The sequence below is a fragment of the Streptomyces sp. NPDC058646 genome (genome assembly GCF_042716875.1).
GTDB lineage: Bacteria > Actinomycetota > Actinomycetes > Streptomycetales > Streptomycetaceae > Streptomyces.
In genome coordinates this window covers 42,809-60,944 of the sequence record NZ_JBHXRK010000024.1, presented here as the reverse complement: position 1 = coordinate 60,944, position 18,136 = coordinate 42,809, and the positions used below count along the sequence as shown (strand labels likewise).

Below are 18,136 nucleotides of genomic sequence, written 5' to 3'. Positions count from 1 at the left end.
CCGCGCCGGACTCCACGCCGCTCTTCTCGTCCGGCCGGCGCGGTGTTCCGGAGCCCGCCGATCGGGCACGGGTTCCGCTGGGCAAGCACTCGGCACGGAGGACTTGCCCAGCGTCCGCATCGCGTGGCGGGACGGCTCCCAAGGTCGTGGCGTCACCGTCCGGGACGCCGAGTCCCAGAGCCGGCCGACGCCTCCTCGCCGGCCGCACACCGGAGCCATGAGACGAGACAACCAGCACGACGCCGGGCTCGGGCCGGCCGAGACGTTTCTGGATGCGGCGGGTGTTGTACCAGCCGTCGATGTGGGCGAACAGGGCCAGGTCGGCGTCGGTGCGGGTGGCGAAGGTGGTGCGGCGTACGCACTCCGTCTTGATGACGCTCCAGAAGTTCTCCGCGAGAGCGTTGTCGAAGGAGTCGCCGACGCTGCCCATGCTCGGCTCGATTCCGGCTTTGAGCAGGCGGGTTGTCAGTTTGATCGAGGTGTACTGGTAGCCGTGGTCGCTGTGGTGGACCAGCTGTCCGGGCTCGACGGGCCGGCCTTGGAGGGCGTATTCCAGGGCGGTCAGGGCGAGGTCGGCGTCCGCCCGCTCGGAGGTGTGCCAGCCCACGATCCGGCGGGAGAAGGCGTCGCCGATGGAAGGGAGCCACCACGGCCCTTCACCGGTGGGGATCAGGGTGATGTCGGCGACCCACAGCCGGTTCGGGGCATCCGCGGTGAACTCGCGCTCGGCCAGGTCCGCAGCGGTCTCGGCGGCCGGATCCCGGCGGGTGAAGCTGGGAAGCTGGGGGGCCGGCGGGGGCTGACGCCCTGGAGCCCGGCCTGGCGCATCAGGCGCTCGACCCGCTTGCGGCCGGTGCTGACGCCCTCGCGTTTGAGGACTGCATGGACGCGCGGGGATCCGTAGGAGCCGTCGGATTCGGCATGGACGCGGCGGATCTGCTCGGTGAGCTCGGCGTCCCGGAGCTTGTGGTGGCAGGGATCACCGCGGCGCCAGCGGTAGTAGGTCGAGGCGGGGATATGCAGTTCCCGGAGGACGGGCTCGGCCCCGAAGCGGTCCTGATGCGTGTCGATGAGTTTCAGGTTCTGGCACAGATCTTGGGGACCGATCGCAGAGGGTGACAGTGTCGTTCGATCAAAGGGTGATCACGAGCCCAGCTGGCCGGCTCAAACACTCACCTCGTAGCCTCCGCGTATGACTGCCGATCCGTTCCAGTGCCGCTGCGTCCTCTGCCATGACTACGGTGACCGAGCCGAAGCGGACCGCATGGATCTGACGATCATCGAGAACGTGCAGCGGCACGGATGGCACGTCGTGATGGTTCCCGAGGACGACATCGGTCCTGGATTCGCCTACACGATCGGCCTCGCGCACGCTCACAACGCACCTGAGCTCGCCATGTTCGGACTCGATATCCACGTCATGCACCGCATTCTCAACAGGCTCGGAGAGAAGTCCGCCGCGGGCGGTGTACTGGCCGACGGCCAGAGACATCCTGACGTTGTCGACGGTCGCCAAGTCGCGCTCAGGCAGGTTGATCTGCGCTGGTACCGGACCTTCTTCGGACAGGCCATCGGGTTCTACCGGCGGCCTCCTTTCCCTGTGCTGCAAGTTGCGTGGCCCGACGCGCATGAACGATTTCACTGGGACGAACAGGCTGAGGTGAGGCATCGGGAGTCACAGCCTCAGCTGTGGCTGCCACCGCGTGAGCACCCTGTCGGGATTTGGACGACCGAACTCTGACCCCGTGCCGCCAGCGACGGAACAACACCGGCGCGAGAAGCTACTGGAGCAAGATCATTTTGCGGAGCAGTTCGAATCCGGCCCGACCGTAGAGCTGCCGCTTGATCTTCTTGATGCGGTTCACGGCGCCCTCGATGCTGCCAGAGCTCCAGTCCAGGGTGAGCCCAGCTGTCACGGCGTCGAGATCTCGGAGCAGGTGGAGTGCGAAGCCGGTGAGGCCGGGTAACTGGCTGGCATCGACCGCGTCGATCCAGGCGGGAAGTGTGGAGCCGAGGCGGTCGGTGAGTATCTCGCCGAAGTCGCGGACATGTCCGGCTGCCGTGTCCACTTCGGTGCAGCGGGCCAAGACATCCTTCAGACCGGCCCCCCTTACGGAGATGTCGTGGTCAGCAATGAATATGCGGCACCTCAACGTGCGGCCTCACCGGCCTCACGGCCCAGCTCCTGGCCAATTGGTCACAGCAAAGGCGGCATCGGCCGAATCATAATACGAGCCCCACTCGTCATTAGACACATAAAGACGCCAGCCCCGCGAAGTATTGAGAGCGACGTTCTTGGCTACGGGCCAGTTCTCATCGTCAAGATCGTTGTTGTCGCAGCGCGACTCTTCGTACAGCCTCAGCCTTGGCCCGCTGGAAACCACTTCGGAGCCAAGCAGCATCAGCGTGACACGCAGCTCGGCCCTGGTCTCACCACCTGCGCACTCCACGACCAACACACTTGCTCGCGGACGATTGTGCGTAAGCGTGACTCGTCTGTCGAAGGCATCAGTGCTGGTGGCACTGCCCCCAAAGAGTCCACCATGATCGTACACCTCTAGAGTCCCTGTGAGGATTACGGTGTGAGTGTTAAATGCCTGTGCGGGCTGCGCCACAAACGCGATAGGGGCCAGCAGAACCGCAGCCGCCGTGAGATATGCAAGTTTCATCTTGGAACCTCGCGGATCTTGGAGCCGACTACGTGGACACCCGTCGCTGGCGAGAGATTTCGATGTAGTCCCACTATCATCAGAGTCCCACTACGGCAATTCTGGTGCATCTCGGGAAGGCCGTCCGATCATCGTCATCAACGGCGGATCCACGACCTACTCCCTGACCGTGCTGTGCGCCGCGTCTCGATCTGGGTCTTAAAACACCGAGCGACCCAAACGTCTTGGACCGCGGCCACAGAAGGTGCGCCCACGCGATGCCCGCGGCCAAGTCCCGGCCCGCGGGGCAGTACTCCGCGCCCCTTCCGGTCCCAGCCACTGTGCTCGCTCTGACAGTGCGCGGGCCGGGCGGTCCCCTCGCCCGCTAGACAGACGGGATGCCTGGACATGCGGGTTTCCCACTCCCACGGCCGGAGCGATTGGTCTACGAACGGTGTGGGCGCGGCGAGGACCGGGGAACTCGCGGCCGCTCGCTGACCTGTAGGGCGGCATCCGGCGATGGCAGAAGGCAGTGTGGCCCGGTCGGCCTCAGCCACCGCCCTGGAAGGCCCACGACAGGAGGGCAGTTGTGTACAGCACGAAGGTCGCCAGGTGTGCGTAGAGCAGGGCCGCAAAGGCGCCGGCCCCGCCCAGGACCATGCCGCGGGTCCTGGCGCCCGGCCGGGAGGGCGGCCGCCAGGAGGCTGCCACGAGGGCCAGGGGTACGGCGTACGGCAGGGCCAGCCACGGCGTGCCGTGAAGGATCGGGGAGGACCGGTATCCCCAGACACCGCCCAGCACCGCCGCCACCGTGAACAGGGCCGGGGCCAGCCACCACTGCGGGGCGGGGCGCCGGACGGCCGGAGGTACGAGGGGAGGAGTCGCGTTCATGGACTCATTGCACTGCCTGGTGCGCGCGAGCACATGGGTACACCTACTCAAACGGCCTGGTCCGCTGACCCAACCACCGCGGTGCTTCGCCAAGGCCCCGGCCGACGGCTGGAGGGCCGACCGGTGGAGGCATGGATTCGGCCAGCACGCCGTATTGCCGCCATTCCCTGACAATCCAGCCACACCGCCGCCGGCCTCCCGCTACACAGGAGGCCGGGGGCTGTCGTCCGCTGCCCCGGTTCTGGCGGGGAGGCTGGGCGTTTGCTGACCATCAACGTGGCAGTACTGCTGGTGATCGTCGTTGTCCTGCGGCTGCGCCGGCGTACCGAGTCCCGGAGCCGGTTCGACGAGAAGATGACCGTGCTCATCGTCCTGGCCCTGGGCATCATGCTGGCCCCCACCGATGTCGGCCAGGGCATCGCCGACTTCCTCGGCCAGCTCGTCAGCGGCGTCTCCCAGGCGGGCCAGTGACGACGCCCGGCTCCCTTCACACACCCCTCGGGCAGCGTACGGCGGACTCCGTTGCCGGGAGCGGCCGGTGAGTGGGCGTCCTCGTCCGGTCAGACGCCCGGTCAGGCGTCCGGTCAGGCGCTCCGTCCGGCGCCCCCGGCGGCGGCAGAACCAGCACCTGGAGCAGCTGCTCCGCGCCGCTTTCGCGGTCACGGTCGCACTCAGCATGGCGGCTGCCGCACTGCGGTGGCTGGCCGGGCATCCCTGGGTCGTGCTCCTCACCGTACTGGTGGCGGCCGGCGCGGGCGGGGCCTGGATGTGGCGACGCCGGGAAGCAGCGCGATGGGAACAGGTGCGCGCGCAGGGCCTGCGCTACGCGGTGGAGCAGCTGGATCGTCTGCACCACACGCAGTTCGAGTTCGCGGTGCGCGACCTCATGCACCGGGACGGCTGCACGGACGCGCAGCAGGTCGGCGGCCGGGGTGACAACGGAGCCGATGTGAAGGCGACCGATCCCTACGGGCGGCGTTGGGTGATCCAGTGCAAGCACCGCAAGGCCGGATGGTCCGGTAAGCCGGTGGGCACCCCCGATCTCCACGTCCTCAACGGCACCGGCCGCCAGGTCCACCACGGTGACGTCCTGGTCATGCTGACCAACGGCCGGATCACGGGCAACGCCGTGGAGTTCGCCAGGTCCCAGCACCTCCACCTGGTGGACCGCACAGTCCTCGCCGAGTGGGCTGCCGGTTCCCGCCCGCTGTGGGAAGTGCTGCGTGCGGTACCTCCGCCCCGGCGTCCGTCCTCCCTGTCCTGAGGTGACGGAGCACGGTGGTGTACGCGCACAGCCTGCGTGCCCAGGCGTTGTCAGTGGGCGGGCCTACCGTCGGAAGTTGCGGCCGAGAGGCCGTCGTCGTGCACCGACTCGTCAAGGGATGGACCACCCATGGCTCATGTCAAAGGGCACTTCCGCAAGGACGGCACCTACGTCCGGCCGCACACGCGGCGGAGCCGGCCCAAGTCTGCTCACACGATTCCGCCGCAGCGCGGTTCATCCCGTCCTCCGCTCCCGCAGGACGTGGTGCCGACCACGGGGGTACGGGGGCACTACCGCGCGGACGGCACCTACGTGCGGCCGCACCGCCGACGGGTCGGGGCTCCCGCGGCGACCGTGGCCGCCGCAGGAGGCGGCGGACTGATGCTGCTGATCCTGATCCTGGCAGCGCTCGGCGGCGGCGGGGGCGGCGGGGGCGCGCCGCAGACGTCGAACCCTTCGGCGCCGGCCCCCGCCGTGGCCACATCGGCCGGGTTACCCCGGTAGCTCACTTACTCCGAGGGCGGTGTCGCGCTCCGCGTACCAGCGCAGGGAGTCGCGGATTCCGTCTTCGAGGGAGTGTTCGGCCTTCCAGCCCAGGAGCTCCTGGGCGAGGTCGACGCGTGCGTAGGCGCCGGCGGAGTCACCGGGGCGGCGGTCCGTCTCCGTGATGGCGAGCGGAGTCCCGGTGACATTCTCGAAGGCGGTGACCAGTTCTCGGACCGTGGTACCGCGGCCGGTACCGAGGTTGATGACCCGGTACGGCCCGTCGTGGGTGATGGCGGCGAAGTTCTGCACGGCCCTGATGTGGGCGGCGGCGAGGTCCCAGACGTGGACGTAGTCGCGGATGCCGGAGCCGTCCCGGGTGGGGTAGTCGGTGCCGGTCAGCGGGAAGGCGGCTCCGGCGTGGTGGACGTCGATCATCTTGCCGAGGGCGTGGGTGGGCGTGCGGATCTGGAGTCCGGTGCGCAGCTGGGGGTCGGCCCCGATGGGGTTGAAGTAGCGCAGGGAGATGACGTCGAGGGTTCCCGCCTCGGCGACGTCGCGCAGGATCGTCTCGAAGAGTGCCTTGGTACGGGCGTAGGGGCTGAGGGTTTCGAGGGGGGAGTTCTCGTCGACGGAGAAGTCTTCGGGGTCGGCCTGATAGATGGAGGCTGAGCTGCTGAAGAGGAGGTTGCGGCAGTTGTTGCGGGCGAGGTGTTCGAGGAACTGGATGCCCTTGGAGACGTTCTCCCGGTAGTAGCCGAGGGGGTTGGCGACCGAGTCGGGGACGACGATCAGGGCGGCGCAGTCGATGGCCGTCTCGATGTCGGGGTGTTCGGCGAAGATGCGGTCGACGAGGTCCCCGTCGCAGATGTCGCCCTCGTAGAAGGTGCGGCCTCGGGTGAACTCCCGGCGGCCGGTGGCGAGGTTGTCGAGGATGACAGGGGTGATGTTGCTGTCGATGCATGCCGAGGCGATGGTGGATCCGATGAAGCCGGCTCCGCCCGCGATCAGTACCTTCAAGGGTTCTTCCTCATTCGTCGTTCGTTGTCCGTCATTCGTTCGATGGGGTTGTCGTACATCAGTTCGTTCGAGGTGGGGTCCTCTGGTGGACGCCCCGGCTCGACACCGGCCCGTCCTCACCTGCGGCTTCTTATACCGCTGCCGCGGGGGCATCGGATTCCATGACGGCCTGGTCCAGCATCCGGTTGCGGACGGGCCGCCACTGCATGGCGTGGCGGATCCCATCGGTGAGGGACAGCTGCGGGGTCCAGCCCAGGAGGGCAGTGGCGCGGGCGTTGTCGACGCGGAACCCGGCGACGTCGCCGGGCCGTGCCGGTGCCTCGCGCAGCTGGACGGTGTGGCCGGTGACGTCCTGGAAGGCCCGGGCGAGTTCACGGACGGTGGTGCCGGTGCCGCTGGAGAGGTTCAGCGCCTGGAACGGGGCGTTCGCGGTGATCGTGTCGAAGCGGTGCAGGGCAGCCACATGAGCCTGGGCCAGGTCCCAGACGTGGAGGAAGTCGCGCAGGGCCGAGCCGTCGCGGGTCGGCCAGACGGTACCCATGAGGGTGAAGGGCTGCCCGTCCTCGGCGGCGGAGATCAGCCGGCCCAGCAAGTGGGTGGGCCTGTCGACCTGGAGTCCGGTACGCAGGGCCGGGTCGGTGCCGATGGGGTTGGCGTAGCGCAGGGCGATCACCGCGAGGTCGGTGGCGGCGGCCGCGTCGCGGAGGAAGGCTTCGCCCGCCGCTTTGGTCCGCGCGTACGGGCTGGCCGGTTCGAGGGGGTCGGCTTCGGAGACGGTGGTGGCATCACCTCCGTAGACGGACACGGAGGAGGCGAACAGCATGCGGCGGCAGCGGTTGCGGATGAGGTGCCCGGTGAGGGCGACGGTGGCGCTGAGGTTCTCCCGGTAGTAGGAGAGCGGGTCGGCGAGGGACTGCGGGACAGTGCTGAGGGCGGCATAGTGGACCACGGCCTGGAGGTCCGGTTGGTCGGCGAAGATCCGGTCGATCAGGGCGCCGTCGGCGATGTCGCCCTGGTAGGCGTGGCGGCCGGTGAGGTACTCGCGTCGGCCGGTGGCGAGGTTGTCGAGGACGACCGGGGTGATGCCGTGGTCGAGGCAGGCGGAGGCGATGGTGGAGCCGATGTATCCGGCGCCGCCGGTGATCAGGACCTTCACCAGGCACGCTCCTGGTCGCAGGGGTATCCGGCACAGCGGAACCCGGTCTGGAAGTTGCTGTAGAGCGGGTCACCGGCGAGGCGTTCGGCGGTGCGGCACTGGTAGCGGAAGTTCATCCAGCTACCACCGCGGGCGACGCGGTACAGGCCGGCGAGGCGGTCGTAGAGGTCGCCGTAGGAGCGGTCGGGGTCGTACGGCTGGTAGCGGGTCGCGGGCGTAGTGACTGGGTTCTCGCACCCCGTGTCCCCGCAGGCGCGGGGAGCAGTCCCTGTCGAGGGTGATGATTCCCCACCTGCCGGGATCATCCCCGCGTGCGCGGGGAGCAGCCGAGCATGATCATCGCGCCGCCCTGGATGACGGGGTCATCCCCGCGTCGGCGGAGAGTAGATGCGGGCCTTGACCGCGTGGGGGGGGCGTGGAGGGTCATCCCCGCGTGCGCGGGGAGCAGCACTGGATCGCCTCGGCGACCGAGCGCGGGTTGGGGTCATCCCCGCGTGCGCGGGGAGCAGTTCGGGCTGAGGTAGTACGGGATGACGGACGGGGGGTCATCCCCGCGTGCGCGGGGAGCAGCCGGCGTTCGACGAGCGGTTCCTGCGCAAGCTGGGGTCATCCCCGCGTGCGCGGGGAGCAGTCCCCTTCAGAGAGGGGGGCGGGCCCCGTTTCGGGGTCATCCCCGCGTGCGCGGGGAGCAGGGGCGTCGTCGAGCAGCTCGCCATGGTGATTGGGGGTCATCCCCGCGTGCGCGAGGAGCAGGAAGTCGGCCTCCGCGTGGGGGTCGGGCACGAGGGGTCATCCCCGCGTGCGCGGGGAGCAGTCCAGACCGGCGGCGGTCTTCTCGGCGCTGCCGGGGTCATCCCCGCGTGCGCGGGGAGCAGCGCGGTCCTCTCAGTCATGGCCATGGTTGTCCTGGGGTCATCCCCGCGTGCGCGGGGAGCAGCAATACGGCGATGCCCAGCAGCACCATGGCGAGGGGTCATCCCCGCGTGCGCGGGGAGCAGGCGTACCGGGCAAGTACGTCGGCCCAGGTGGCGGGGTCATCCCCGCGTGCGCGGGGAGCAGTCCGTGACGATGGAGCAGAGCAACAACCTGTTGGGGTCATCCCCGCGTGCGCGGGGAGCAGCCCATCAGCCGTTCGGTGTCGGCCGGGTCGAGGGGGTCATCCCCGCGTGCGCGGGAAGCAGGCTCGGTGACCTGCCACTTTAGATGGGCCAGGCTTCATTTTGAAGCACTTGCAGAGAATCGAGCTTATCGGGCATTAAGCTCTGGACTCTGCTGGGGGGGGCGCAGGGGCATTGCCCGGGTAGCCGCTCACGGGATCGCGTACGAGTCGAGGCCAGGCGGTGGGCCGCAATCAGCCTGCCGGTCCGCGACTCAGCGCTACATCCAGTCCCGCGCAACTATTCGCCCCTGCAGTCGGAGTTGGCGAGTTCCTCGGCGAGATCGGCGCTGGCCTCGTACCCGGGACTGCCGTCAAGCGCACCCCGGCGCCGGTTGTACCGGTCGGTGGTCCGGGGGTCCTTGTGGTCGGCCCAGTGCTGGATCCTGTCGCGCCGGGCGCCCGGCCGGGCGAGGGCATGGGTGATGGTGGTGTGCTTGACCGCGTGCGGGCCCACCTTCCGCTGCGGCAGCCCCGCCCGCTTGGCCAGGGCGTTGATCGCCCTCCACTGGGACGGCTCGTCGAGCTTCCGGCCGGTACGGGTCGCCAGGATGTAGCCCTCGGTACGGTCGCCGACCTCCTCCTGAATCGCAGCCCAGAGCAGCGGGGGAACGGCCTTCCGTACCCAGTAGCCGCCCTTCACCTCGACGTCCAGGACGCGGTGGCCGCCGTCCTGCCCGAGACGCTCAATACGGGCGCCGAGTGCCGAGTCGATGCGCAGGCAGCAGTCGTGGAGCATCAGGAGCTCGGTGTAGAGGCGGTGGCCGGTCGGCCAGCGGTTCCCCCGGTGGTCGAGCCCGTCGCGGGCGGTGCGCAGCAGGGCGGCGAACTCGGCCTTGGTGAACGCCTCGGTGCGGCTGTAGAGCGGATCGATCGCCGGGTAGAGCACCGCCTCGAAGGGGTTGGAGTCGAGTTGCTCCTTCGGGAGGAGCTTCGTCCGGAGGAGGAAGACGTAGAAACTGGAGCACGCCGACAGCACGTTGTGGCGGGTGGCGTCGCTGCGGGGCGGACCTTCGGGGACGCGTCGGCCGTCGCGCCAGATCAGGGTGGGCAGGGTCTCCAGGTTGGCGGCGAAGGCGTCGGCAAGGAGGAACCGCAGGCCCAGGGGGTGGACATCGTGCCGACGGGCGTACGCCTCCAGCAGCTTGAAGTTCTGGGCGTAGGTCTTCGCGGTACCAGGCGACCGCTGGTGGTGGTGGGCGATCCAGGCCGCAGCCAGGGTGCACAGCACGTCGTGCTCACCGTAGATGGCGGCGAGGTACTCGAACAGCCGCCGGGCATGGGGCGGCCACGCGTCCCGGGGGTCCTGGCCGAGTCGGGCCAGTGACGTACGCGCTGACCGGGGTGCGGGGGTGTGAGACGCAGCCGGGACGAGCGTCATCCGTCGCTTCCTCCGTGCTCGGAGCTGATCACGCCATCTCCTCCTCGATGAGGATCTGCTGCCGGCAGTAGTCGCACAGCGTCTGGGATGTGCCGTCGTCGTCACCCTCATGTGGGCAGAAGCAGCCGCAGGCGGCGCAGTTGGCCAGGTCGTGGGGACTGTAGGTGGCATTGCAGCCGAAGCAGTGCTCCACGTACTCACTGTCACCGACGAAGGTGACGCCCGCCAGAGTCTCGGCGTGGCACTGGGGGCACTCGTTGAAGGGTACGCCGGCCTCCGGCTGGAAGATCGTGGCCAGATCGGCGGCGCTCCAGACCCCTCCGCAGAAGTGGCACTGCCCCATGATCGGGTCGTGCGCGCCGCTGTCGTCACCCTCGACGGGGCCGAGGAGCAGGGCGTCCTGCTGGCAGTCTTCGCAGGTGAGGACGGCCTGTGGCCTGTCCTTGAGTACGCTGCCCCGCAGCCGGTTCATGCGCCGGGTGACGTAGGCCTGGATGGTGGTCAGTGCTTCGCGGACCTCCGAGAGGTCGCGGTGGACCTCTGCGCGCTCATCGGCACCGAGCGACGGCAGCAGCTCCTGGTCGACGAAGTTCATCAGGAAGTCCAGCACGGTGGCGGCGCGGGCCTCGACCGCTTCGGCACTGTGGGTGAGGCCGTAGTGCTGGAGGGCATTGCGGTCCTTGGCCAAGTCCTTGAGTGCTTTGGCCTCCTTGTCGCTGATGGGGACGTTGCCGATGCGCCGCAGCCGGGCCACAGCGGCTTCGGTGCCGCAGCTCTCGAAGTCGTGCTCCTGGTACCTCTTCAGGCTGGCCTCGCCCGGGTCCTTGAACACGAGGCTCCAGTGTTCGCTGCGGAGGCGGGCCTTGAGGAGGACTTCGGCAGCGGCCTGGAGGTGGAGCACCGCGTACTTGATCTGCCGGGGGCCACCTCCGGCGTCCTCGTGCAGGTGCTCGATCACGCTGACGAGGTAGTCGACGCCGTTGCGGACCGGCGGGAAGTCGAGCTGGGAGCGGTTTCCACGTCGGCGGGCCGGCCGGGGGCCGTGTTCGCTACGAGACCCGTCACTGCCGGAAGCAAGATCGGGCGAACTGGTGGTTTCCACGTAACTCTCCCGTATGGATCCAGGGCTTGACGGCAGCTCAAGGGGCTCCCGTGAGGTTACAGGAAAACCGTAATTTTCCTGTATGGAGAGGATGCCGTCCGGAGGGCTCGTACCGGCAGCCCTCCAGAGGCGGGGGACAGGGGAGCGGCGCCCTCCGCTACGGTGACTTCACGTTAGTCAGATCTCTGTCCACGTCTGTTGTAACGGAAGCCTGGAGCCATGCGCATCACTGTCACCATCGAAGAGCCGAACGACGCGTTCCGCGCCGACCTCCTCGCGCTCCTCGCCAAGCACGCCGGTGTCGTCGAACTCGACACCGAGTGGACGGTGGAGCGCGCCGGCCGCTTCTACCAGGCCGTACCGCAGCGGGCGCAGCGCCTGCTCCGGGAGGCAGCCATCACAGACAACGGCTTCGTGTCGGACGAGAAGCTGCGCGAGGACCTGGACGGCAAGAGCCTCCGCGGCCACGCGGGCCCGCTCAAGAGGGCTCTCGAGCGCGGCGTCCGCGAGGGGTGGTGGCCGCAGGGGATGCAACCGCCCCTGGCACCACGAGGCCCCGGCTTCGGCAAGGTGAAGGGTTATCAGATGCCGCAGGAGCTGGTGAGCACCTTCCACAAGGCCATCACGACTCCGCGCGAAGCAGGAGCCGGGACCCCAACCCCGTAGAAGCTGGCTGGGCCGGCAGGATTCCGGTCGTTGTCGGTGCCGCTGAGTGCAATTTGGAGCCCGGCACGCTGGTCGTCTCTGTCGGCTCCGCCGCGTCGGCGAGGCCACCCTGGCCCGCGGCCTTCCCGGTGGACGCGGTGGTGTGTCTGGACGAGCTGCGTCGTGAGATCAGCGGGGCCGACGCGGGCGACCAGTCGGTGACCCCGGCCGCCGTGGCCCGACAGAACCCCTGCTCGACGAGTATCTGGCCGAGGGCCGCACGGTGCTGGTCGACTCCACGAATGTGGAGCCGCAGGTACGTGCGGGCCTGCTGAGGCGGGCCTGTCCCCACCTGCTGGTGACCCGCGGTACGCCCCGCGAGCAGAACGCGGTCGCGCTGGAAGGATGGCGGCCCTTCACCGCCCATTCAGCCGTCGAGGCGCGTCGTGGGCGTGCGGGTTACCCCCGACCCCGGCCGCGGCGTCGCTCCTCCTGCGACGGTGCCTGGAGCGGCGGGTCAGGTCCCGGGTGAAGCCGACAACTTCCCCCAGCATGGCCCAGGGGCGCGGCCTCCAGCGAGAGGCCCTGACCGCCCGGCGCGCGGTCTACTACCGGATGACCGCCCGGAATAGGGTCTGGCTTGGCCCGCCGCCACCTGCCGACCCGCTGGTGCCGGTCTACCTCAGGGTCTGGGCGGGCCTGGCAATGGCTCGAACGCGGTCCCTGGCCGGCTTGCGGCTCCCCCAGGCGATTCCGAGAAGGGCGTCTCCTCTAAGGTGATCATTTGTTTCCCGAGAGGATGAGGACGCTTGAAGTCGATCCGTTTACACCGGTCTCTGGCCGTCGGAACCGTCTTGGTGATGGCCGCCGCAGTGGGTTGCACGAAGGGGCCCGACCGCGTGGACGGGGTCCCGCCAGCGAACACCGCCAGTGCTCCGGCTGTGCCTGCGCGCGTCCCCTATGACCCGCCCGCGCAGTTCAAAGGGGGAGTTCTGCTTCCCTGGGAGGCCTCATCCGGCCTGATCAGTGTGGGCGGCACCTGGCTCTACAACGCACGTGTCCCGGTGGCTCTCCATCAGGACATGGCCTACGTCGCTACCACCGACCGGATGATTGCGTTCGATACCACCCGGGGCGAGGCCAAGGGCACCATCACCCCGGAAGGGGAATCACTCGCCACGCTCGAGGAGAACAACCGCAACTACGGGGCGCCACCTGTCGTCGCCGGAAGCATCGTCCTCGCCCCGTTCCTGGTGCGGCAGGCAGGCATCGGGACGCAGGCCGCGCGTACCTCGACAGAGCTCGTTGCGGCGGACGCGGCCACCGGCAAGCTCGCCTGGCGGCTGCCGATCGCGGTGCCTGAGTGGACGAAGGACGTATCGAGCCGTCTGACGGCCTCGGTCGTCGGAGCCTACGGAAACATTGCCGTCGTCACGGTTGCCCACGAGCGCTCGGTGTTCTACTCCGGCTCAACCACGTACGCCGTCGACCTCAGCGCCCACCGCGTGCTCTGGTCCCAGGACTTCTTCAAGGCCTTCGCTGTCACGGACGGCATCGTGACGGGTGAGAAGCGGAAGGCGCCCACCGACGACTACAGCGCGGCCGCTGGATACGACCTGGCCACGGGCGCCGAGCGGTGGCACGGAGAAGATCTCCTGCAGCTGGGCATGCAGCCCGCTGGACCGAATCTCGTCTTCCTCGCCGCACAAAACAAGTCGGACTACCGCGTCTCCTACCGGCGGTTCCTCGACCCCGCGACCGGCGCCGTCAAGCAGAACGACGTTCCGGGCGGGTCCCGGTGCGAGCACGACGAGGCGAGCACGGTGGTCTGCTTCGGAGGGGACAGCGTCGTGGGCATCGACGCCACCACCGGAGCAACCCTGTGGCAGCTCCCAGACAAGACGGCCAACCGCATCGCCCCCAAGGTGACAGCCGTGTGGCACGGCCGGGTCTACGGAAAGACGGCCAACGGCACCGTGGCCCTGGACGCCCGTACGGGCGCGGACATGCCGTCGCAGCCGGGCGCCGCACCCGACCTCGTCAATGCCTACACCGCCATCGCCATCGACCCCTCGGGCAACAGCCTGATGGCCTACCAAGCCGTCGGCTAACCACAGCGCACCGCAGGTGTGGGTAGGTGCGGTGAAACAACAGCCAGTAGTGCTCGTCGCGGTGCCGTACGAGGGCATGGCAAAGGGCGTTCGCGTTCAGCAGGCGTCACCTTGGGACGCGTTCTCCGTCCGCCTCCACCAGCGCTTGCGGGACGCTGAGCCGTCCCTGGGTTCGGGGGGAGGCGGCTACTGAGTCCTCCGCTGCCCAATCCGCCGCAGCCGGCCGGGTGCCGTCGTCCTGAGTGACCTGGCCATAGGACAACGTGATCTGGCAGACAGCAGCCCCGCTCGCTCGGACAGCCGAGAGGACGTACGCAGCTACCCGGCCGGGCAGAACCATCCCGTTGCATCCAGCACAGCGGTGGCAGAGCCGCGCTCCCACCACCCGACCAGCACGACCACGACATGTCCCACAGCCCCGAAAAACACACGGCGTTACCGCGATCCTCGTTCGGCTGAATACTGACAGACTTGCGCAGACCAAAGCCGTCCGCACGCACACACGTGGGGGACTTTAATTCCTCGTCGGAGAGGCGTTCGGGGTTCGGCTGTGTCGCTGGGTGCGGTACCAACATGACTGGTCATGGACACCATCAGGCAGATCACGGCCGCCACGGTGCGGCTGTGGCCGCGACAGTAGTGGCGGCCATCGCTCCGGCGCAGCCGCGTTCTGCTCGCATGGCGTCGTGCGGCTACCCCCGACCCCGGCCGCGGCGTCGCTCCTCCTGCGGCGGTGTCCCTCCTGGAGCGGCGGGTCGGGTCCCGGGTGGAGCCGACGGCTTGCGTAGCGGGCCATCGGGTGTGGTGATAGACCGCGAGCGCGCCGCACTGGCGGAGATGCCCCGGCCGAGGCCTTGCTGACTCCCTTCGCCGACCGCCCGCGACCGCTGCGCCTTCCAGCCCTGGCCCGGTATCCAAGTACTGCCGGACGGCGCCGACTGGACGCTGTCCCTGAAGGTGCCGATCCTGCCTCGCATCTGTTCCCGGCTGGGGACAGTTAATCTGACCAGAAAGCCCAATCAAGGTGTTGGGATCGCCTCCTGGGCAGCGAGGAGGTGCTGCCAGCGGCGGTCCGCCCCACGCCCACTCGCCCGTTGAAGTTGTCAAGAGCGAACTGTCCCTGATCGCAGTGCGTCTACCAGATGATGAACACCTACGAGAAGGAGCCACATGTCCACGCCCGGCAACGGAATCTCAATCACACACGAGCTGGCAACACATGGCTGGTCAAACGAGGAGACTGCTGCCTACGAGGCCGCGATCGAGGCGGTGAACGGGCTTGTCGGCGCTTACACCGCGGTGATCGCCGCCGAAGAGGCCAAGGCGCAGCCGAACCGCGAGGCGATCGATGCCGCTCGGGCCGCACAGCACCGCCTCGCCCGCGAACGTGAAGCGTTGCGCTCGAGCGACCATCAGCAGATCGCCGAGGCCCGCTCCCGCTATTCCGCGCTGGCTCGCGACGTACGCGCCAGCCGGAACGCGACGCACCCCGTAGAAGGCGGCTACCGGCCGGAGGCTTTCATGGACGTGCCGACCGCAACGGTGTACGACGTCTTCGCGGAAACAGCCTCTCGTCTCATCGGCCTGCTCATGGCGCGTGCGCAGGCCGCCTCGGAGGGAGAGCAGCCACAGCAGTGGCGGGACCAGGCCGTCGCAGTGCGCGTGGCCAGTCGGCGGGTCCCAGCGCACGACCGAGGCAAACTGCTGGAGCAGATTACGCAGTGGCAGGACGACATCGTCCGCTTGGAGAGCCAGTGAGCGTGGCACAGCCGAGCGACTACTTCCTCGACGACGAGCAGCTCCGGGACCTCTTCGAGAGAGTGGTGCGGCCTGCCGTCTTCGACGGGTACACCCCCCAGACCCAGCCGGTGCTGTCACTCTTCGGCGCACAGCAGGGAGCGGGCAAGAGCCAGGCCATCGCGGCCCGGCGGCAGGAGCCAGACGGCGGGGACCTGGTCGGGTTAAGCCCGGATGACCTACGTCCGCTGCACCCCCGATACGCGGAGGTGCTGGCTACGTACCCGCTGATGATGAAGGACGCCACGGCGCAGGCCACCGCGGCCTGGGTCGCGATGTGCCACGACCATGCGCGTCGGCACGGCTACGGACTGATCCTGGAGGGAACCTTCAAGGACCCGCAGGAGCTGCTGGACATCGCCGCCACCTATGCGGCGCACGGTTACCGAGTCGAGATGACCGCTCTCGCCGTCCGGCTGGAGCGCAGCAGGCTGGACATGCTCAACCGCCACCTGCCGGCGCACGACGCCGCCCCGGGCCGTTGGGTCTATCCCGACCGGGCGCAAAGCGCCTATCGGATGATCCCTCTTGCCGTGGCGGCAGCTGAAGCCGCTCCTCAGATCCACCGGATCAAGGTCACGAACCGAACGCGTGAAGATCTCTACAGCAACGTGCGCACCGCAGACGGCTCCTGGCAGCACGAGCCTGCTGGGGCGGCTGCCATCGAAGCCGAGCGGGCCCGCCCCCTGCCGACCGCGGAGGCCGCCGAATGGCTGCGCCTGTGCCATCGCGTGGCGTTGAACTTCACCGCTGCTGACCACCTCAATGACACGACCCTAGACGCCCTGAACCGTGTGCTCCGTGACGCCCACCGGGTCGGCCCGATGGCGGCCTGGACTGCCTCCGATCGGTCCCGGCACTCCGCGGTGGAAGACATCGTCACCGCCATGGCCTCCTCACACCCGTGGGATCTCGCCACCAGCCACAGCTTGCTCGCTGCCGTTCGCCAGCTGGAACAGATCCCCGTCAGCTTGATGATCGAGCCGCTGCAGCGCATCAAGGACCGTGCAGCCGCCCGCCTGCACCCGACCGTGGACGGGCTGGGTGCCGCACCATCTCGGCCGGCCCGGCCGCCCGTCGCGGGCACCATTGCCCCTGCCGAGATCGAGCGGTACCGGCTGCCGGAGGCAGAGAACGAGCGGATCTTCCGTGAGCTGATCGTCCCTGACCTTCTGGCCGGACGCGTACCGCAGGCGACCCCCACGGTGGTCTTCATCATCGGCCAGCCCGGTGCGGGCAAGAGCCGCGTCACCGAGGACGTCGCAGGTGCTCTCAACCAGCACGGCGGCTTCGTGGACATCGATAGCGACCTCTACAAGCCCTATCACCCCGACTACGACGACCTGATGGCACAAGACGACACCCTCATGGCCGCCTATACCCGGGCGGACGGCCGCGCGTGGATGGCACGGGCAGAGGAGTACGTCCGGTCTCACGGGCTCAACGCGATCATCCAGGAGACCTCCCAGAACGCGCAGGCTGTGGAGGACAAGATGCGGGCCTACCGCCAGTCCGGCGCCCGTCTCGAAGGCCTGTTCATGGGGGTCGCAAAGGCAGTGAGCGACCAGGGCATCCTGAATCGGTACTTCGAGCAGCTCGCCGATCGCGGTCAGGGACGCTTGACCGTCCAGGCCAACGCCGACGAGTCGTTCAGGAGCATCCTGGACCTGGCCGATCTCGTAGAGCGCGGGTCCCTGGTGGACCTGGCGGGGGTCTACCGCCGGGGCGAGACGAAGCCCCGGTACAGCAACAGCTCGGACGACACCGGGCAATGGGTCAGCCCGCCGGCTCTCCGGGCCAGCATCGAAGCCGAGCGGGCCCGGCCCTTGGTGGCTGCGGAGAGCCAGGGCTTTGTGGAGACCCAGCTCCGGCTGAGCGAGTCCAGTCGCGGACTCGGGCCCGAGTGGCCCGAGAGGCTGTCCAGAATCGAGCGGGACGCCCTTCCGATCCTGATGCCCGCTGACGTTCAGCGGCTCGCCCAGGCCCGGCCGTCACCTACGGCGGCCAGGTTGCGCAGCACCACTACCGCTAGGAAGCCGCCCCAGCCTGGGCGCAAACCCTCCACTGGTGCCACTCCTGAGCGGCAAGCACCTAAGCGCCGGCCGGACGGTCCGGAAGCGGGGCGCGGACGTAGCAGGTAGTCGGCTGCGGGTTCCGGGGATGGGCTCGCAACGAACGCAGGGCCAGTGCTCCTCCCTCTGCGAGGGGGGGAGCACTGGCAGGTGACCTTCAGATAGTTCCGGTCTTCACACAGCCCATGGCTGGCCTCGTGGGTCAGGGTGTTGGCGGCGTCAGTGACAACTGACTCCAGAGGTAGGTCAGTTCTGACTCCGTTCAGGGGTATCAGGGGAAGATCTGAATGTGAGAAGTGACTCCACCTCGGACACGCGAGCGGCCAATGTTTCGGCCGTTCTGGGCGGTGGTCGACCTCTCGAACCGGTGGATCAAGCCGGTCCGAGCTGTGGCGGTAGGGCGCGCGACG

The 18,136-nt window shown here is 68.5% G+C and carries 16 protein-coding genes, 2 pseudogenes and 1 CRISPR repeat array; of the genes and pseudogenes, 9 read left to right on the top strand and 9 right to left on the bottom strand.

The features are described from left to right. Positions 1-256: 256 nt before the first annotated feature. Positions 257-757, bottom strand: a pseudogene (locus ACFWUZ_RS26545) (IS3 family transposase); the annotation flags it as partial. Next, the gene (locus ACFWUZ_RS26540) at positions 670-1,017 is read right to left on the bottom strand and encodes an IS3 family transposase (protein ID WP_384378018.1); all 348 of its coding nucleotides are present in this window, start codon (positions 1,015-1,017) and stop codon (positions 670-672) included. The pseudogene ACFWUZ_RS26545 and the gene ACFWUZ_RS26540, both read right to left, overlap by 88 nt. 175 nt (positions 1,018-1,192) lie before the next feature. Here ACFWUZ_RS26540 and ACFWUZ_RS26535 point away from each other — a divergent pair, with 175 nt between their 5' ends. Beyond that, the gene (locus ACFWUZ_RS26535) at positions 1,193-1,741 is read left to right on the top strand and encodes a DUF4262 domain-containing protein (protein ID WP_384377807.1); all 549 of its coding nucleotides are present in this window, start codon (positions 1,193-1,195) and stop codon (positions 1,739-1,741) included. 40 nt (positions 1,742-1,781) lie between these two features. On the opposite strand, the gene ACFWUZ_RS26530 is transcribed toward ACFWUZ_RS26535, so the two are convergent. From ACFWUZ_RS26530 to ACFWUZ_RS26520, 3 genes are all read right to left on the bottom strand, one after another. Next, positions 1,782-2,087 carry a transposase gene (locus ACFWUZ_RS26530; protein WP_384377804.1) on the bottom strand — a complete coding sequence of 102 codons (306 nt, stop codon included), beginning with the start codon at positions 2,085-2,087 and terminating at the stop codon, positions 1,782-1,784. A gap of 84 nt (positions 2,088-2,171) precedes the next feature. After that, positions 2,172-2,669 carry a hypothetical protein gene (locus tag ACFWUZ_RS26525; RefSeq protein ID WP_384377801.1) on the bottom strand — a complete coding sequence of 166 codons (498 nt, stop codon included), beginning with the start codon at positions 2,667-2,669 and terminating at the stop codon, positions 2,172-2,174. Between the two features lie 528 nt (positions 2,670-3,197). After that, positions 3,198-3,539, bottom strand: a complete 342-nt coding sequence (locus tag ACFWUZ_RS26520) for a hypothetical protein (protein ID WP_384377798.1) — start codon at positions 3,537-3,539, stop codon at positions 3,198-3,200. A 261-nt stretch (positions 3,540-3,800) separates the two neighbouring features. Here ACFWUZ_RS26520 and ACFWUZ_RS26515 point away from each other — a divergent pair, with 261 nt between their 5' ends. The 3 genes from ACFWUZ_RS26515 to ACFWUZ_RS26505 all read left to right on the top strand — a co-directional run bounded on the left by ACFWUZ_RS26515 (position 3,801) and on the right by ACFWUZ_RS26505 (position 5,307). Next, a complete protein-coding gene (locus ACFWUZ_RS26515; RefSeq protein WP_384377795.1) occupies positions 3,801-4,010 on the top strand; it encodes a hypothetical protein in 210 nt (69 codons plus the stop codon). A 205-nt stretch (positions 4,011-4,215) separates the two neighbouring features. Next, the gene (locus tag ACFWUZ_RS26510) at positions 4,216-4,803 is read left to right on the top strand and encodes a restriction endonuclease (protein ID WP_384377792.1); all 588 of its coding nucleotides are present in this window, start codon (positions 4,216-4,218) and stop codon (positions 4,801-4,803) included. A 129-nt stretch (positions 4,804-4,932) separates the two neighbouring features. Beyond that, complete coding sequence (locus ACFWUZ_RS26505; RefSeq protein ID WP_384377789.1) at positions 4,933-5,307, top strand: hypothetical protein; 375 nt, start codon at positions 4,933-4,935, stop codon at positions 5,305-5,307. Here the strand turns inward: ACFWUZ_RS26505 and galE (ACFWUZ_RS26500) are convergent. From galE (ACFWUZ_RS26500) to ACFWUZ_RS26485, 4 genes are all read right to left on the bottom strand, one after another. Then, positions 5,296-6,306, bottom strand: coding sequence for a UDP-glucose 4-epimerase GalE (gene galE, locus ACFWUZ_RS26500; RefSeq protein WP_384377786.1), 1,011 nt, complete (start codon positions 6,304-6,306; stop codon positions 5,296-5,298). The genes ACFWUZ_RS26505 and galE (ACFWUZ_RS26500) overlap by 12 nt on opposite strands. Before the next feature lie 130 nt (positions 6,307-6,436). Further along, positions 6,437-7,462: a UDP-glucose 4-epimerase GalE gene (gene galE, locus ACFWUZ_RS26495; RefSeq protein WP_384377783.1), complete on the bottom strand. Its 1,026-nt coding sequence runs from the start codon at positions 7,460-7,462 to the stop codon at positions 6,437-6,439. 297 nt (positions 7,463-7,759) lie between these two features. After that, positions 7,760-8,643: a CRISPR direct-repeat array (repeat unit 29 nt; unit sequence GGGGTCATCCCCGCGTGCGCGGGGAGCAG). Positions 8,644-8,859: 216 nt separating this feature from the next. Then, a complete protein-coding gene (locus ACFWUZ_RS26490) occupies positions 8,860-9,999 on the bottom strand; it encodes a tyrosine-type recombinase/integrase (protein WP_384377780.1) in 1,140 nt (379 codons plus the stop codon). Between the two features lie 28 nt (positions 10,000-10,027). After that, positions 10,028-11,101 carry a hypothetical protein gene (locus ACFWUZ_RS26485; protein ID WP_384377777.1) on the bottom strand — a complete coding sequence of 358 codons (1,074 nt, stop codon included), beginning with the start codon at positions 11,099-11,101 and terminating at the stop codon, positions 10,028-10,030. A gap of 219 nt (positions 11,102-11,320) precedes the next feature. On the opposite strand from ACFWUZ_RS26485, the gene ACFWUZ_RS26480 reads away from it, so the two are divergent. From ACFWUZ_RS26480 to ACFWUZ_RS26460, 5 genes and pseudogenes are all read left to right on the top strand, one after another. Next, a complete protein-coding gene (locus ACFWUZ_RS26480; protein WP_384377774.1) occupies positions 11,321-11,767 on the top strand; it encodes a hypothetical protein in 447 nt (148 codons plus the stop codon). Between the two features lie 570 nt (positions 11,768-12,337). Further along, positions 12,338-12,484 (top strand): annotated as a pseudogene (locus ACFWUZ_RS26475) (glycosyltransferase family 2 protein); the annotation flags it as partial. Between the two features lie 122 nt (positions 12,485-12,606). Continuing rightward, on the top strand, positions 12,607-13,857 hold the full coding sequence (locus ACFWUZ_RS26470; protein ID WP_384378015.1) for a PQQ-binding-like beta-propeller repeat protein: 1,251 nt from the start codon (positions 12,607-12,609) through the stop codon (positions 13,855-13,857). Positions 13,858-15,027: 1,170 nt separating this feature from the next. After that, positions 15,028-15,615, top strand: a complete 588-nt coding sequence (locus ACFWUZ_RS26465) for a hypothetical protein (protein WP_384377771.1) — start codon at positions 15,028-15,030, stop codon at positions 15,613-15,615. After that, complete coding sequence (locus ACFWUZ_RS26460; RefSeq protein WP_384377768.1) at positions 15,612-17,795, top strand: zeta toxin family protein; 2,184 nt, start codon at positions 15,612-15,614, stop codon at positions 17,793-17,795. Before ACFWUZ_RS26465 ends, ACFWUZ_RS26460 begins: the two co-directional genes overlap by 4 nt. The last annotated feature ends 341 nt before the right edge of the window (positions 17,796-18,136 follow it).